Genomic DNA, 15532 nt, shown 5'->3' on the forward strand with positions numbered 1-15532 from the left:
AGCGGTTAAGCTGAGCGCGCCATGACGACTTCTGGACCTTCCGAGCGCTCCGAGCGCGGCACCGAGCGGCAGAACTGGATCGAACGCCGGCGGGAGAAGATCCGCGCCGAGATCGACCGTAACCGGCGCGGTGACTACACGGTGCCGACGTGGGTGCTGGCCCTGGCGTTGGCGCTCATCGTGGGCGGCTGGCTGGCCCTGATTTTCCTGGCCTGACCGGGGTGCACCCTCACGTTCGCCCTCGCCTGCGTTGATCATGAAGTTATTGTCGCGACTCGCCGAGGCGGCGGGCAATAACTTCATGATCAACCGGGGTCGGCCGGGGGCCGGGGGTGGGGGTGGGGGTGGGTCAGGGGAGCAGGGTTGTCGCGTGGCGGCCGGCGGCGGCTGCTGCCAGGAAGTAGGCGTGGTCGGCGTCGAGGCTCCGACCCATCGTGGACAGCGGCACCGCGCTGGCCCGCAGCGCGGCGTCCAGACCGTCGGTGCGCACCCGGACGATCCGGTGCCGGGTCGCCAGGGGCGCCAGCGCCGCGTCCACGTCGGTGGCGAGGGCCGGGTCCAGGTCGTCGGGCACCACCAGCTCCGCCGCGGCGAGCGCCACCCGGCCGTACGCGGTGAGGCTGTGGTGTGACACGCCCCGGTGTCGGGGGCGGGGGTCGGCGTCGGAGATGCGCAGCGAGCCGACCGGCTTGCCGCCCAGCGTGGCGATCGCGTTGACCGCCTCGCCGACGGCGACGCCGGAGAAGCCCCACCGGGTTCCGGTGCCCAGGTTGCCGGGCCCCTGGGCCACGATCGCCACGTCCGCGTCGAGCACGTGTCGGGCGGCGAGCAGACCGCCGTGCAGGGTGGTGGCCTCCAGGTCGCCACCGAACGCCTGCCCGACGGTGATCGTGCCGGCCAACTCGGCCCGCAGCCCGGCGAGGGTCCGGGAGAACCAGGCGGGCAGCGCCCCACCGTCGGTGAGCAGGTACGCCACCCGCGCCTGCGGGGCGTCGGCCCGGATGCCGGCCAGGATCGCCGGGAGCGCCGAGTGCAGGTCGGCGGTGACCACCGGCAGGCCACCCAGGTCGTCCGCGTCGGCCAGCACGTCGCGGTGCGGGGAGGCCTCCTCGTCGACGCCGAGGAGGATCGGCTGCAACGGCGTGTAGCGGGCCTTGACCAGATGCCCGGCGTCGCGGGTGTCGACGACCTCCGGCGGGTCCGGCGGCAGTCGGTCGGGCAGGGCGACCACCAGGGCGTACCCGCCGGTGCCCAGCCCCATCAGCAGCGCGCCGGCGTTGAGCAGAACCCGATCGCCGGGCTGGGGCGTGCCGACCAGCTCCGGGTACGCGAGGGCCCGCATCCGCGTGCCGTCGGGCAGGTCGACGTCCAGCTCCACCGCCCCGGTCCACTGCCGTCGCAGCGTCGCCACCGTCCCCGTACGCCATCGCACCATGACGGGCACGCTAGCCGCGCGGGCGTGGTGGCCCGCGCCCGGGTGTGGGTCAGGTCGGCTCGGGGCCGGCGGCGTCCCGGCTCGGCCCGGCCTGGGTGTGCCGGGCGGTGCCGGTGGCGCCTGGCATCGAACGGGTCGGGTCGAGGAAGACGAAGCGGATCTCCGGGTACCGGTTGGTGAGCCGCCGCTCGGCCTCGTCGGCGCTGGCCTCGATCTGCGCGCCGGTGGCCTCGTCGCGGAAGTCGACCTTCGCGGCGACCAGGATGTCCTGCGGGCCGAGCTGCATGGTCAGCAGGGTGTCGATGCGCTCCACCTCGGGCAGCCCGGCCAGATCCTGCTCGATCTCGTGACGCAGCCGCTCCGGGACGGCCCGGCCGACCAGCAGCGACAGGTTGTTGCCGGCGAGGATCCCGGCGACGGTCAGCAGCAGGAGCCCGATCAGGATCGACGCGATGCCGTCCCACACCTCGTCGCCGGTGGCGTGCGACAGACCGACGCCGAGCCCGGCCAGCACCAGACCGATCAGGGCCGCGCTGTCCTCCAGGAAGACCGCCTTGACGGTGGTGTCGGCGGTCAACCGCAGGAACCGCCGAGGCGTGGTCCGCCAGCGCCGCGACTCGCGACGCACCTGCCGCACGGCCCGGGCCAGCGAGATCGACTCAATGACGAACGACACCACGAGCACGACGTACGAGATCAGGTAGTCGCCGCTGTGCTCGTGCACCAGGATCGTGGTGACGCCGTGGGTGACGGCGAAACCGGCGCCCGCGACGAACGTGAACATGGCGGCGAAGAACGCCCAGACGTAGCTTTCCTTGCCGTACCCGAAGGGGTGTCGCTGGTCGGCCGGGCGCGCGCCGCGGCGCAGCGCCTGGAAGAGCAGCACCTCGGTGGTGGTGTCGGCGATCGAGTGCGCTGCCTCGGAGAGCATCGCGGCCGATCCGGAGATCAGCCCGGCGATCAGCTTGGCGACCGCGATGGCGAGGTTGGCGGCACCGGCGACGACGACGGTGCCGACGCTCTCGCTCTCGGGTCGGGCCTCCGCTTGCGACATGAGGATCACCCTATGACCGCGGACGGCGACGCGCCGGGGGAGGCCCGATCCGAACAAGTGTGCGGCACGCCCGCGTGGGTGCGCGCTGTGGGCGGGTCGGCTGCTAGCGTCTACCGCGTGTCGCGGACCCGCACCGAACGCCTGGTCAACCTGGTGATCTGCCTGCTGTCCACGCGACGGTTCCTGACCGCCGCGCAGATCGCCGCGACCGTGCCCGGTTACGAGCACGATCCGGACGACGCGCGCGACCATGAGGCGTTCCAACGCAAGTTCGAGCGGGACAAGGCCGAGCTGCGCGAGCTGGGTGTGCCACTGGAGACCGGCACGGCGAGCGCCTTCGACGCCGAGCCCGGCTACCGGATCGCCCACCGCAAATACGCGCTGCCCGACATCCTCCTCGAACCGGACGAGGCCGCCGCGGTCGGCATCGCCGCCCGACTGTGGCAGCACGCCGGGTTGGCCGCCGCCGCGTCGTCGGGGTTGGCCAAGCTGCGCGCCGCCGGGGTGGACGTGGACCCGCAGGCGACCCTCGGCCTGGAGCCGATGGTCACTGTCGACCCGGCGTTCGCGCCGCTGACCGCCGCCGCCCGGGACCGTCGCGAGGTGGGGTTCGACTACCGGGTGCCCGATCGCGACGCGCCCAGCCGGCGACGGTTGCAACCGTGGGGCGTGGTCTGCTGGCGCGGCCGGTGGTATGTGGTCGGCCACGACCAGGACCGGGAGGCGACCCGCTGCTTCCGGCTGTCCCGGGTCGTCGGCGCGGTCCGGGTGACCGGCGCCCCCGGCGCGTACGAGCCGCCGGCCAACGTCGACCTGATCAGCCACGTGGCCCGCTCGTCGGGTCCGGCGGAACGCACCGGTCGGGCCACCGTGCTGGCCGCGCCCGGGCGGGCCGCCGGGCTGCGCCGCTGGGCGGTGCAGGTGACCGCCGGGCCGGACGGCGACTGGTTGGTCCTGCCGTACGCCGACCCGGACGGGCTGGCCGGTCATCTCGTCGGCTACGGCCCGGATGTGCGGGTCATCGACCCACCGGAGGTCCGCGAGGCGGTCATCCAACGACTCAAGGAGATCGCCGTGCGCCACGACGAGCTGGCCGTCGGCGGGGGTGCCCGGTGACCCGCCCGGCCGCCCGCAACGGCTCCCGCGCGTCCGCCGACCGGCTGGCGCGACTGCTCAACCTGGTGCCCTACCTGCTGGCCCGGCCCGGCATCGAGATCGCCGAGGCGGCCGGCGACCTGGGCGTCACCGACCGTCAGCTCCGGGAGGATCTGGAGCTGCTCTGGGTGTGCGGGCTCCCCGGGTACGGCCCCGGTGACCTGATCGACATGGCGTTCGACGGTGACCGGGTGACCATCACCTACGACGCCGGCATCGACCGGCCGTTGCGGCTGACCCCCGACGAGGCCCTGGCCCTCGTGGTGGCGCTGCGGATGTTGGCCGAGACGCCCGGGGTGGCCAACCGGGAGGCCGTCGAACGGGCCCTCGCCAAGATCGAGGCCGCGGGTGACCTGGTGGGCGCGCCGGTGGCGGTCCGGTTGCCCGGGGACGCCCCGCGGGTCGAGGCGCTGCGCGCCGCCGTGGAGGGCGGCAGGGCCCTGCGGATCACCTACTACACGGCTGCCCGGGACGAGACCACCGAGCGGGTCATCGACCCGCTGCGGATGCTGATGGTCGGCGGGCGGGCGTACGTGGAGGCCTGGTGTCGCCGTGCGGAGGCCGTCCGGCTGTTCCGCGCCGACCGGATCGACGCGGTCACCGAGTTGGACGAGCCGGCGACGGTGCCGCCGCAGGCCGTCCCGCACGACCTCACCGAGGGCGTCTTCCGCCCTTCGGCCGAGCTTCCGTTGATCACCCTGCGCATCGGTCGGGGCGAACGGTGGATCACCGAGTACTACCCCTGCGAGCGGGTGCAGGCCGGCGACGGCGACCAGTGGCTCGTCTCCCTGCGGGTCACCGACCTGGGGTGGGCCCGCCGGTTCGTGCTGGGCCTCGGCCCGGAGGTGACGGTTGTCGCCCCAACGGAGTTGGCCGAGCAGGTGCGGGCGACGGCGGCCGCCGCGCTGGACGCGTACGCCGTGCCCGCGGCCCTGCCCCGGCTGCCCGAGGTCGACGCGGAGCGCGCGCCGTCGGGTGACCCGGCGGTGGCCGGCCGCACCCAGTAGGCTGACCGCCGTGCTGATCTGGATCGTGCTCGCGGTGGTGCTGCTACCCCTCGTCGCGCTCGCGTTGGCCGTGCGCCCGGTGCTGGCCCGGCTGCCCCGACTGCGCCGCGCCGCCGTGGCGTTGCAGCGGCGTGCCGCCGAGGCCGAGGCGCTGCGGGACACCGCCGAGGCGCTGCAACAGCGTGCCGAGGACGTCCAACGTCGGCTCGACACCACATCCCGGCGACTCGCGGTGATCAAGGCCAAGCGCGGCTGATCGGCTACGCGCCCGGCGGTGGTTGACGGATCATCGCGGGTTGGTCAAGACTTCACCCTCCCGCCCAGACCACCACCACCCAGCGGGTGGCGGGCAGCCGATCCGGACGTACGATGGGCTGCGTACCACCCCCCGGACACAGAGCGACTGGAGCTTCTCATGGGTGCCCTCAAGCCGTGGCACATCGCTGTTCTCGTGGTTGTGCTGATCCTCCTCTTCGGTGCGAAGCGGCTCCCTGACGCGGCCCGTTCGCTGGGTCGCTCGCTGCGGATCATCAAGGCCGAGACCAAGAGCCTGCAGGATGACGACCGCGACCTCGCCGAGAAGGCCGACGCGCAGGCCGGCTACCAGCCGCTGCCGCCGCACGCCGGGCAGCAGGCGCCGTACACCGGCCAGCCGCAGCAGGCCCCGTACCAGCAGGCCCCGCCGCAGCAGCCGGTTGTCGACCCGGTGCACCGCGTCCGCGACAACTGACCGAAGGGGCCCACTCCCGTGGCCTTCGCACTGCGTAAACGCGGCCCGAGCACCTTCGAACGGGCCGCCGACGGCTCGATGACGCTCATTGAGCATGTGCGCGAACTGCGCAACCGTCTGTTCCGCGCGTCCGTGGCGATCCTCGTCGGGTTCGGCTTCGGTTTCTGGATGGCCGAGCGGGTGCTGCACCTGCTCCAGAAGCCCTACTGCGACCTGCCGCAGGCCAGGTATGTCGAGGGCAAGTGTGAGTTCGTCCAGCTCGGTCCGGCCGACCTGTTCCTGCTCAACCTCAAGGTCGCGCTCTGGGTCGGGTTGATCGTGGCCGCGCCGATCTGGCTCTACCAGCTCTGGGCGTTCATCGCGCCGGGCCTGCACCGGCACGAGCGGCGCTACGCGTACTTCTTCACCGCCCTGGCGGCGCCGCTGTTCGCGGCCGGTGCGGTGCTGGCGTACTTCGTCACGGCCAAGGGTCTGGAGTTCCTGCTCAGCATCTCGGCCAGCGAGATCAGCACGACACTGGAGATCACCAAGTACATCTCCTTCGTCACCAACCTGATCCTGCTGTTCGGGGTGGCCTTCGAGTTCCCGCTGATCGTGCTGATGCTCAACTTCGTGGGCATCGCCAGCGCGAAGCGGCTGCTCAGCTGGTGGCGGGTGGCGATCTTCGTGTTCTTCGCCTTCTCCGCCGTGGTCACCCCCACCCCGGACCCGTTCGGGATGACCGCTCTGGCCCTCTGCCTCTCGGCGCTGTACTTCGGCGCGGTGGGCATCGCCTTCCTCAACGACAAGCGACGTGGGCGCGGCAAGGAGATCTACGCCGGCGTCGACGACGACGAGGTGTCGCCGTTGGAGTTCGACGCGGACCCGGTCGTGGCCGGGCAGCGGGTCGATTCGGCAGCGCCGATCGGCGAACCCGAGCCGATCGCCAAACCGGCGCCGATCGAACGCCGCTACGACGACATGACCTGACGGCTTCGCGCCGACCGGTTCGCCGACGCCGTCCCCGTGCTGCGGGGGCGGCGTCGTCGCGTCACCTCCCGCGCCGGCGGCGGAACTGGTGGTGACGGCACCTGCCCCTGGTGAACGACGGGTGTCCGACCGGTACGGTGCTGCCCGTGACCGCAGACGATCACCTGCCCGGCCCGGTCGCCGGCGAACCCGTCGACCGCGCCCCGCTCGCCGGTGGGCCGGTGGCCCTGCTCACGAACCCGTCCGCCGGCCGGGGACGGTACAGCGCGCTGCTGCCCCGGTTGTTGGACGCGCTCACCGACGCGGGTCGGCCGCTTCGAAAGCTGTCGGCGTCCAACCCGGAGGAGGCGGAGGCGGTATGTCGTCAGGCGGTCGCGGAGGGCGCGGGTGCGCTGGTGGCGGTCGGTGGCGACGGCACCGTGCACCGGGCGTTGCAGGCCGTCGCCGGGACCGACGTGCCGTTCGGTCCGATCCCGGCCGGCACCGGCAACGACTTCGCCCTGGACACCGGCTTCCCGGCCGACCCCCTCGCTGCGGCGGCGGTGATCGCCGAGGCGGTGCGCGAGGGCCGCAGCCAACCGGTCGACCTGGCCCGGATGGTCGGCGTCGACGGCGTCGAGCGCTGGTACGGGGCTGTCCTCGCCGCCGGGTTCGACGCGATCGTCAACGAGCGGGCCAACCGGATGCGCTGGCCCCGCGGCCCGCGCCGATACGATCTGGCGATCCTGGTCGAGCTGGCCCGGCTGCGCCCACGCCGCTACACGCTGCGCCTCGACGGGGTGCCGCACGACCTGGACGCGGTGCTCGTGGCGGTGGGCAACTGCCCCACGTACGGCGGTGGGATGCGGATCTGCCCCGACGCGGACCCGACCGACGGGCTGCTCGACGTGGTGGTGGCGGGTCGGGTCGACCGGCGGACCCTGATCCGGGTGAAGCCGCGCATCTACCAGGGCACCCACGTCAGCCACCCGCTGGTACGCAGCTTCCGGGCCCGAACTGTGGAGTTGGCGGCCGAGGGCATCACGTCGTACGCCGACGGGGAACGCTCCCTGGAGCTGCCGGTGACGATCAGCGCGGTTCCGGGCGCCGTGCGGCTGCTGCGGTGACCCGTACCGCGCCGATGCTGGCGGCGATCACCAGCACGATGGCGACGCACTCCAGCACTGTCAGCTCCTGCCGCAGCACCAGCCAGCCGGCGAGGGTGGCGACGGCCGGGCCGAGGCTCATCAGCACGGCGAAGGTGGCTGTCGGCATCCGCCGCAGCGCCATCAGCTCCAGGGTGTAGGGCAACCCGGAGGCGAGCACGGCGAGGGCGGCGCCGAGGGCCAGCACCGGCGGGTCGAGCAGCACCGCGCCGCCGTCGACGATGCCCAGCGGCAGGGTGACCAGCGCGGCGACGGTCAGCGCCAGGGCCAGCCCGTCCGCGCCGGGGAAACGGCCGCCGACCCGGGCGCTCAGCACGATGTACGCGGCCCACATGGCGCCCGCCCCGAACGCGAAGCCCACCCCGACCGGGTCCAGCCGCTCGAAGCCGCCCTGCCCGAGCAGCGCCACCCCGGCCAGCGCGAGCCCAGCCCAGCCCCAACTGGCCAGTCGGCGGGCGGAGAACACCGACAGCGCGAGGGGGCCGAGCACCTCGAGCGTCACCGCCGGGCCGAGCGGGATGCGTTCGATGGCCTGGTAGAACAGCGAGTTCATGCCGGCCAGCGCCAGCCCGAACGCGCCGGCCGCGAGCCAGGCCGAGCGGTCGTGTCCGCGCAGTCGGGGCCGGCACACGACGAGCAGCAGCACCGCCGAGATGGCCAGCCGCAGGGTCACCGCGCCGGCCACCCCGGTACGCGGGAAGAGCAACGCGGCCACCGCGGAGCCGAACTGCACCGACAGGGCCCCGCCGAGCACCAGCCCCACCGCGACGACGCCGCCGCGCCGACCTGGTGGCGCTTCCGCGGGTGCCGGCGTGGGCAGCAGGATCTCGGTCACGGGCACGACGGTAGGCGCTCAGCTGCGGCTACCTCTCGGCGGTGTGCACCTGCCGAAACGAGAGCCCTGTCGTTCGGCTCGTGGCGAGAGGTCGGATCTGTCGCCCTGGGCCGAGGTTGCACCGGGCAGGGAGCGGCCGGCCACGGCGACCCGGCCGAACGCGAGATCGACCTCCGCCGCGACGCCCTGCTCGCCAACCATCCCCGTCTCTCATGATCAAGTGATGAGAAACAGGTCCCCGAGGCCCCCCACACCTACTTTCCATCACTTGACCATGGGGAGAGGAGGCGCCGGGTGGCGCTCGGTGGCCCTGACCGCGCGGACCGGTCCGGCTTGTCAGCCTGGCAGGGCGAGGTCGAGCACCGCGCCCAGCCCGTTCTCCCGGCCCGGCTCGGCTGCCGGGAGCACCAGCGCCGAGCAACCGGCGGCCACCGCGCCCGCGTCCGCCGGGGTGTCGCCGACCATGAGGGTCTGCTCCGGGTCGACGCCCAACATGCCACAGGCACGCCAGAAGATCGCCGGGTCGGGTTTGCACCGCCCCACCTCGTACGAGAGCACGAACGCGCCGACCAGGTCGGTCAGCCCCCAGGCGTCGAAGTGTGGCCGCAGGTCGAAGCCGATGTTGCTGACCACCGCCACCGGCACCCCGGCGTCGCGCAACGCGGTCAGCGTGGGGGCGGTGTCGGTGTACGGTAGCCAGCCCTCGGTGGTCAGCAGCCGCTCGTAGAGCGCGTCGGCGAAGCCGTCGATGCCGGCGTCGACGGTCTCGGCCAGCCCGGTGTACGCGCCCCGGTGGGCGTGTTGGTAGAGATCCCGGTCGGCCCACAGCTCGGCGAGTCGCGGCGGCACCCGTGCCGGTAGTGGTCCGCCGGCACGGCCGGCGGTCAGCAGTCGGTCGGCCAGCGAGGTGGCGCGGACGCGGTCCAGGGTGACGCCGCACGCCGCCGCGGCCTCCGACACCCACCGCTGGGGCTCCTCCACCTGGGCCAGGGTGCCGTGGAAGTCGAAGAGCACCGCCTTGACCGGGCGTCGGGACGCCCGGCGCTCGGTGGTGCCCGGCGGACTGGTCTGGGGCGGTTCGGCATGGTCCGGCACGCCGTGCACCCTACCGACCGCCCCCGACCGCGCCTCCGGACGGCCTTGTGGGGTGACATGACGCGGCACGCACTAATCTTGGTGCCATGTCGAGCCCCGCCGAGCGGTACGCAGCGGCGCGCCGCAAGGCCGCACAAGCCGCACAGTTTCCGGCGCTGGACGAGTTCGCCCTCGAGTTGGGGTTCGACCTCGACGACTTCCAGCGGGAGGCCTGCCAGTCGCTGGAGCGGGGCAGCGGTGTGCTGGTCTGCGCTCCCACCGGCGCCGGTAAGACGGTGGTCGGGGAGTTCGCCGTTCACCTGGCGTTGCGGGGTCGGCCCGACGACCCGACGCCCGCCGTCGACGCGACAGCCCCACCGGCACGACGCAAGTGCTTCTACACCACCCCGATCAAGGCGCTGTCCAACCAGAAGTACCACGACCTGGTCGCCCGGTACGGCGCCGAGCAGGTCGGCCTGCTGACCGGCGACAACGCGATCAACGGCGACGCGCCGGTGGTGGTGATGACCACCGAGGTGCTGCGCAACATGCTCTACGCGGGCTCCAGCACCCTCCAGGGCCTCGCGTACGTGGTGATGGACGAGGTGCACTACCTGGCTGACCGGTTCCGCGGTGGGGTCTGGGAAGAGGTGATCATTCACCTGCCCGCCTCCGTCACCCTGGTCTCGTTGTCGGCGACCGTCTCCAACGCCGAGGAGTTCGCCGACTGGCTGGTCACCGTGCGCGGTGAGACCGCCGTGGTGGTCAGCGAGCACCGGCCGGTGCCGTTGTGGCAGCACATGCTGGTCGGCAAGCGGATGTTCGACCTGTTCCACGACGCCGACGCCGCCCGCAAGCACGACGTGCACCCGGAGTTGCTGCGTTACACCCGGGAGACCGCGCGGCGGCTGGAGTTGGGTGAGGGGCGCAGCGCCGGGCCCGGTGCCGGCCGGCGCGGCCCGCGCTGGCGTGGCCCGTTGCGCCCGGACATCGTCGACCGACTGGACCGGGAGGGTCTGCTACCGGCGATCCTGTTCATCTTCAGCCGGGCCGGTTGCGCCGCCGCGGTGCAGCAGTGCCTCGCCGCCGGGCTGCGGCTCACCTCGGCGGAGGAACGGGCTGAGATCCGCCGGGTCGTCGAGTCGCGGGTCACCGCCATTCCGGGCGAGGACCTGTCGGTGCTGGGCTACTGGGAGTGGCTCGACGGCTTGGAACGCGGCCTGGCCGCCCACCACGCCGGCATGCTGCCGGTGTTCAAGGAGGTCGTCGAGGAGCTGTTCGTCCGCGGCCTGGTCAAGGCGGTCTTCGCCACCGAGACGCTGGCGTTGGGCATCAACATGCCGGCCCGCTGCGTGGTGCTGGAACGGCTGGTCAAGTACAACGGCGAGGCGCACGTCGACCTGACCCCGGGGGAGTACACCCAGCTCACCGGGCGTGCCGGCCGCCGAGGCATCGATGTGGAGGGGCACGCCGTCGTGGTGTGGTCCCCGGAGACCGACCCACGGCACGTGGCGGGGCTCGCGTCCACCCGCACCTATCCGCTGCGCTCCAGCTTCCGGCCGTCGTACAACATGGCGGTGAACCTGGTCGGCACGGTCGGCGTGGAGCCGGCCCGGGCCCTGCTGGAGTCCTCGTTCGCGCAGTTCCAGGCGGACCGGTCGGTGGTCGGCCTGGCCCGGCAGGTGCAGCGCAACACCGAGACCATCGAGGCGTACGGCGCGGAGGCCGCCTGCCACCACGGCGACTTCGACGAGTACTTCGCGCTGCGGGTGGCGATCGCCGAGCGGGAGAAGGCGATCGCCCGGCAGGGGCAGACCCAGCGCAAGGCCGCCGCGGTGGCGTCGTTGGAGCGGCTGCGGGTCGGCGACGTGATCCGGGTGCCGTCGGGCCGTCGGGCCGGGTTGGCCGTGGTGCTGGACCCGGCCACCGGTGGGTTCGGTGAGCCCCGGCCGTTGGTGCTCACCCAGGACCGTTGGGCCGGGCGGGTCAGCCCCGGCGACTTCACCACTCCGGCCGAGGTGCTGGCCCGGATCCGGGTGCCCAAACACTTCAACCACCGGTCCCCGGGCGCCCGCCGGGATCTCGCCGCCGAGGTCAGCGGCACCGGCCTGGATCGGCACGGTGGCCGACGCGGGGGCCGTTCCCGGCAGGCGACCGGCGAGGACCACCAGATCACCCAGCTCCGCAGCGAGCTGCGTCACCACCCCTGCCACGCCTGCCCGGAGCGCGAGGAGCACGCCCGCTGGGCGGAGCGGCGTCGGCGGCTGGAGCGCGACACCGATGAGTTGCGCGAGCGCGTCAGCGGTCGTACGGGGTCCCTCGCGCGAACGTTCGACCGGATCGTGGCGCTGCTGACCGAGCGTGGCTACCTCGCCCGCGATGGCGCGGTCACCGACGCCGGTCGGATGCTGGGCCGGATCTGGACCGAGGCGGACCTGCTGGTCGCCGAGTGCCTTCGCCGGGGGGTGTGGAACGGGTTGTCCCCGGCCGAGCTGGCCGCCGCGGTGTCAGTGGTGGTGTTCGAGGCGCGCCGCGATGTCGACGAACGGGCGTCGCTGCCGCGCGGGCCGGTGGCCGACGCGGTGGACGAGACGCTGAAGCTGTGGGGGGAGATCGAGGCCGACGAGGCGGCGCGGGGGCTGACGGCGACCAGGGAGCCGGATCTCGGTTTCGCCTGGCCCGTCTACCGGTGGGCCCGGGGGGAGGCGCTGGCGAAGGTGCTCGGCAGTGGCCATGAGATCGATGGTGAGATGCCCGCCGGTGACTTCGTCCGGTGGGCCCGGCAGGTCGTCGACCTGCTCGGTCAGATTGCCGACTCGGGCGGCGCCACAACGGAGCTGCGGTCGACGGCTCGACAGGCTATAGCGGCCGTCAATCGAGGCGTTCTCGCGTACCACACGTCAGCGTGACAGTTACACCCAGTAACTTTCGTCGGGTGAATCGACGCAGCGGACGGTTACCTGAATGGCACCCCTCGAATAGCCCAAGGGGGCTATTGCGCCTGATCACAGCACCCCTGATCATTGCCGAGGCGTCTTGTTGACGCATCGGTAACGAATGGGGAGAAAGCCGCCGTGGCGGAGATTAATCACTTTGAGTACGGGTGGATCACGCCCGCGCTGAGCTACGCGCTGTCGGTGCTCGGTTCGATCCTCGGTCTGGTCTGCGCCGGGCGCATCCGTACGGCCCGAACGAACGGCCAGCGGGCGTGGTGGGGTCTGCTGTCGGCCTGGGCGCTGGGCGGCACCGCCATCTGGGCGATGCACTTCATGGCCATGCTCGGCTTCGCCGTCGAGAACACCCGGATCCGCTACGACGTGCCGCTGACCGCGGCCAGCACGGTCATCGCCGTGGTGGCGGTCGGTATCGGCCTGGCCATCGTGGGCACCGGCCGGCTGAATCCGGTACGACTGATCGCCGGCGGTGTCTTCACCGGCGTCGGCGTGGCCTCCATGCACTACACCGGCATGGCCGCCATGCGTCTCAACGGCACCCTCGGCTACGACACGGTCCGGGTCGTGCTCTCGGTGGTCATCGCCGTGGTGGCGTCCACCGTCGCGCTGTGGCTCGCGATGACCGTCCGGCGGGGGTTGGCGATCTTCGCCTCCGCGCTGGTCATGGGGATCGCCGTCAACGGGATGCACTTCACCGGCATGAGCGCCCTGTCGGTGCACCGCCACGAACGGGCGGGTGAGGTGACCGGCGCCGGGGTGGGCACCCTGCTGGTGCCGATCGTGCTGGCGGTGGTCTTCGGGGTGGTCGGTCTGCTCTACGCGCTGCTGGCCGCTCCGACCGACGAGGACCGGGCCGCCACCGCGTACCTGAGCGGGCTGCGGATCTCGGAGCCGCCGGCCGCGGCGCCCGCCGCTGCTCCCGACCCGGTCGGGTTGCGCGCCCGCTCCACCCTCGGCCAGCCCGGTACTCCCTTCCCGTCCCGCCGGGACACGCCGCCGCGCTGACGTCGTGCGACCGGCCCGCGCCGCGTCGCGGCGACCTTCGGGGATCCGGCCGTCTCCGTGCGCCCGGACGGAGACGGGTCAGGCCGGTCGTCGGCTGCTGTCGATCGTGAGGGTGACCAGCAGCCCGGGGTGGTCGGTCGTCCCGTTCATGGGCACCAGGCTGCGACAGCAGAGGCTGATGTCGGCGGTCGCCGTCACGTGTTGCAGTCGACCGTCGGCGACCCGCTGATGGCCCGGCGGGATACAGGACCGCACGTCGGAGTCGGGGCCGGCGCGCAGGTTGAGGTCACCGCCGAGCACTGTCGGTTCGTCCCCGGCGTCGCGGCTGATCGTCGGCAGGATGGTGCCGAGCAGGTGGTCGCACTGGGCGAGCGCGACGCGGTAGCCACCGGTGGCGGACAGGTGCGTGGTGCAGGCGAGCACGGCGCCGCCGACGTCGACGCAGAGCCAGGCGCGTTCCTCGGGGTCCGCGAGGTCCTGCGTCGGGTGGATTCCGGCGTACACGGTGTTCGGTGTGTCCGGCGTCGGCACGTGGGCCAGTACCCCGATGCCGAACCGTTGCCCGTTGCGGCAGCGGGTGTCGTCGCCGCTCGGGCGGTCGCCGGCGGCCTGGAACGCGGCCACCACCCTCTGGCCAGGGTGGACGGTTTGGAACACCCGGCGCAGGGTCGACAGGTCGCCCGCGCAGATCTCGTTGAGGGTGACCAGGTCGGGCGCCTTGGCGGTGATCACCTCAGCGGCCCTGGCCATCGCGCGGCCGGTGTAGCAGCCGGCGAGGCCACTGTTGCAGAGGTTCATCTGCAGCATCCGCAGGACCGTGGGCTGCGCCACGTCGGTGGGCGCTGCCGACGGTGCGGCCGGCCGGTTGGCCGGCAGTGCGGCGGCGGCGAGGATGCAGCCCACCGCCAGGGTTCGACGCAGAAACCGGTACGGACGGGCGGCCAACACGGACTCCGGGGTGCAAGGCGACAGTCGTCGCCGGGGTGCCAGTGATCCTACTGGCGGCCGAGACGTCGATCGAGATTCCCGCAGCGGTGGGCCGAGGGGCACCCGCGCGGCGGGTGCCCCTCGGATCGCTCAGTGGGCGCGGACCGCGACCGCCGTGTAGGGCGTGGTGGGGGTCGGCGGTGTGGTGAACCGGGCGTTGGGCAGGTAGAGCCGGCCCAGCGCCTTGGCCACGGTGGTGGGTACGTCGAAGTGCGGATCGGTGATGGTGCCGGTGAGTGCGCCGGTGGTGCCGGCGTGGTTCAGCCGGACCACCGCGATCTGGTTGAGGCGGTTCTGCACGACGTAGAGGGTGCGGCCGAGCAGGAGAAGCCCATCGCCGTTGGTGAAGGTGTGGCCCGGCACGTCCACGACGGTGCTCGCCCCGGTCGCCGGGTCGACCCGGAACAGCGTGCCGGTGGAGGACTGGACGACGATCAGTGCCCGGCCGTCGGGTGTGGTGGTGATGCCGTTGAGGTTCACCCCCGTACCGACCTGCTCGTACGCGCCGGTCAGCGTGATCGTGGTGAAGGCGTCGGCGGGCGGCAGCGCGCCACCGCGACCGAGCGGCAGCCGGTAGAGCACCGGCCGGTTCGAGTCGGTGAAGTATGCCGCGTCGCGGGTCAGCACGACGTCGTTGACGAACGTGGGGGCGGTGGCGAACTGGTAGCGGGCCAGCACCTCGCCGGTGCGGGTGTCGAGTACCCGAGCGTCGCCAGCTGTGCCACCGGAGACGAAGAGCCGGCCGCGTGTGTCGACCTTGAGGCCGAGCGACGGCGTGCCGGTGGCCGCGCCGATCGTCGTGCCCCGGCCGGTGACCAGGTCGACCCGCTGGATCGCGCCGGTGGCGCGGGAGCCGAAGTAGGCGTACCGACCGGCGGTGGCGATGCCCTCGGGCTGGAACCCGTCGGGGAGGGCGAGGACGGCCGGCGGCCGCCCCGCGGGGTGCGCCTGTGCCGGCGCGGCGGCGACGGTGGCCAGCATGACGGCGGCCAACGCGCCGCCGATCGTGGTGCGGAGGGGGCGGTTCACTGTGCTCCTTCCGGGCGGAAGCGGCACGAGCCGACGCGTCCGCCACGTTCACTGGGGCCAGGACCCTCCCCACTGTACGACCGCTGGCGGGCGTCTGCCCGGCGTCACCGGCGCGGTCCTCGGGTGACCGCGCCGGTGAGCCCGTCGAGCGGC

Annotated in this window: 15 protein-coding genes; 9 read left to right on the forward strand and 6 right to left on the reverse strand. The window is 72.8% G+C overall.

Going from position 1 to position 15532, the window contains the following annotated elements; translation table 11 throughout:
* Positions 1-21 precede the first annotated feature (21 nt).
* A complete protein-coding gene (locus ACZ6NZ_RS20890) occupies positions 22-216 on the forward strand; it encodes a hypothetical protein (protein ID WP_465859654.1) in 195 nt (64 codons plus the stop codon).
* 133 nt (positions 217-349) lie between these two features.
* On the opposite strand, the gene ACZ6NZ_RS20895 is transcribed toward ACZ6NZ_RS20890, so the two are convergent.
* Together ACZ6NZ_RS20895 and ACZ6NZ_RS20900 are read right to left on the reverse strand one after the other, a co-directional pair.
* A complete protein-coding gene (locus tag ACZ6NZ_RS20895; protein ID WP_465859656.1) occupies positions 350-1435 on the reverse strand; it encodes a DUF3866 family protein in 1086 nt (361 codons plus the stop codon).
* Positions 1436-1484: 49 nt separating this feature from the next.
* A complete protein-coding gene (locus ACZ6NZ_RS20900) occupies positions 1485-2489 on the reverse strand; it encodes a cation diffusion facilitator family transporter (protein WP_465859658.1) in 1005 nt (334 codons plus the stop codon).
* A gap of 117 nt (positions 2490-2606) precedes the next feature.
* Here ACZ6NZ_RS20900 and ACZ6NZ_RS20905 point away from each other — a divergent pair, with 117 nt between their 5' ends.
* The 6 genes from ACZ6NZ_RS20905 to ACZ6NZ_RS20930 all read left to right on the forward strand — a co-directional run bounded on the left by ACZ6NZ_RS20905 (position 2607) and on the right by ACZ6NZ_RS20930 (position 7456).
* Complete coding sequence (locus tag ACZ6NZ_RS20905) at positions 2607-3605, forward strand: helix-turn-helix transcriptional regulator (protein ID WP_465859659.1); 999 nt, start codon at positions 2607-2609, stop codon at positions 3603-3605.
* Positions 3602-4651: a helix-turn-helix transcriptional regulator gene (locus ACZ6NZ_RS20910; protein WP_465859661.1), complete on the forward strand. Its 1050-nt coding sequence runs from the start codon at positions 3602-3604 to the stop codon at positions 4649-4651. The genes ACZ6NZ_RS20905 and ACZ6NZ_RS20910 overlap by 4 nt, the downstream gene beginning before the upstream one ends.
* Before the next feature lie 10 nt (positions 4652-4661).
* Positions 4662-4907: a hypothetical protein gene (locus ACZ6NZ_RS20915; protein ID WP_366611297.1), complete on the forward strand. Its 246-nt coding sequence runs from the start codon at positions 4662-4664 to the stop codon at positions 4905-4907.
* Between the two features lie 159 nt (positions 4908-5066).
* Positions 5067-5381 carry a Sec-independent protein translocase subunit TatA gene (tatA, locus tag ACZ6NZ_RS20920; RefSeq protein ID WP_124776013.1) on the forward strand — a complete coding sequence of 105 codons (315 nt, stop codon included), beginning with the start codon at positions 5067-5069 and terminating at the stop codon, positions 5379-5381.
* Positions 5382-5399: 18 nt separating this feature from the next.
* Positions 5400-6350: a twin-arginine translocase subunit TatC gene (gene tatC, locus ACZ6NZ_RS20925; protein WP_366611299.1), complete on the forward strand. Its 951-nt coding sequence runs from the start codon at positions 5400-5402 to the stop codon at positions 6348-6350.
* Positions 6351-6514: 164 nt separating this feature from the next.
* On the forward strand, positions 6515-7456 hold the full coding sequence (locus ACZ6NZ_RS20930; RefSeq protein ID WP_465860110.1) for a diacylglycerol kinase: 942 nt from the start codon (positions 6515-6517) through the stop codon (positions 7454-7456).
* Here ACZ6NZ_RS20930 and ACZ6NZ_RS20935 read toward each other — a convergent pair.
* Together ACZ6NZ_RS20935 and ACZ6NZ_RS20940 are read right to left on the reverse strand one after the other, a co-directional pair.
* Positions 7419-8330 (reverse strand): EamA family transporter, encoded by a 912-nt coding sequence (locus ACZ6NZ_RS20935; protein ID WP_465859663.1) that lies wholly within the window; start codon positions 8328-8330, stop codon positions 7419-7421. The genes ACZ6NZ_RS20930 and ACZ6NZ_RS20935 overlap by 38 nt on opposite strands.
* A gap of 336 nt (positions 8331-8666) precedes the next feature.
* Positions 8667-9425, reverse strand: a complete 759-nt coding sequence (locus ACZ6NZ_RS20940) for an HAD family hydrolase (protein ID WP_366611301.1) — start codon at positions 9423-9425, stop codon at positions 8667-8669.
* A gap of 86 nt (positions 9426-9511) precedes the next feature.
* Between ACZ6NZ_RS20940 and ACZ6NZ_RS20945 the strand changes: the two genes are divergently transcribed.
* Positions 9512-12313: a DEAD/DEAH box helicase gene (locus tag ACZ6NZ_RS20945; protein ID WP_465859666.1), complete on the forward strand. Its 2802-nt coding sequence runs from the start codon at positions 9512-9514 to the stop codon at positions 12311-12313.
* A gap of 165 nt (positions 12314-12478) precedes the next feature.
* Positions 12479-13363, forward strand: coding sequence for an MHYT domain-containing protein (locus ACZ6NZ_RS20950; RefSeq protein ID WP_465859667.1), 885 nt, complete (start codon positions 12479-12481; stop codon positions 13361-13363).
* Between the two features lie 78 nt (positions 13364-13441).
* On the opposite strand, the gene ACZ6NZ_RS20955 is transcribed toward ACZ6NZ_RS20950, so the two are convergent.
* Positions 13442-14311, reverse strand: coding sequence for an endonuclease/exonuclease/phosphatase family protein (locus ACZ6NZ_RS20955; protein ID WP_465859669.1), 870 nt, complete (start codon positions 14309-14311; stop codon positions 13442-13444).
* 129 nt (positions 14312-14440) lie between these two features.
* Positions 14441-15379 (reverse strand): NHL repeat-containing protein, encoded by a 939-nt coding sequence (locus ACZ6NZ_RS20960; protein WP_465859671.1) that lies wholly within the window; start codon positions 15377-15379, stop codon positions 14441-14443.
* Positions 15380-15532 lie beyond the last annotated feature (153 nt).

This window comes from Micromonospora sp. NPDC047756, from assembly GCF_055587245.1.

What these genes read in the sequence shown, in the direction of transcription:
- ACZ6NZ_RS20900 (WP_465859658.1), bottom strand. Translation starts at nt 2,489, where the DNA reads ATGTCGCAAGCGGAGGCCCGACCCGAGAGCGAGAGCGTCGGCACCGTC.
- tatA (WP_124776013.1), top strand. Translation starts at nt 5,067, where the DNA reads ATGGGTGCCCTCAAGCCGTGGCACATCGCTGTTCTCGTGGTTGTGCTG.
- ACZ6NZ_RS20895 (WP_465859656.1), bottom strand. Translation starts at nt 1,435, where the DNA reads ATGGTGCGATGGCGTACGGGGACGGTGGCGACGCTGCGACGGCAGTGG.
- ACZ6NZ_RS20890 (WP_465859654.1), top strand. Translation starts at nt 22, where the DNA reads ATGACGACTTCTGGACCTTCCGAGCGCTCCGAGCGCGGCACCGAGCGG.
- ACZ6NZ_RS20945 (WP_465859666.1), top strand. Translation starts at nt 9,512, where the DNA reads ATGTCGAGCCCCGCCGAGCGGTACGCAGCGGCGCGCCGCAAGGCCGCA.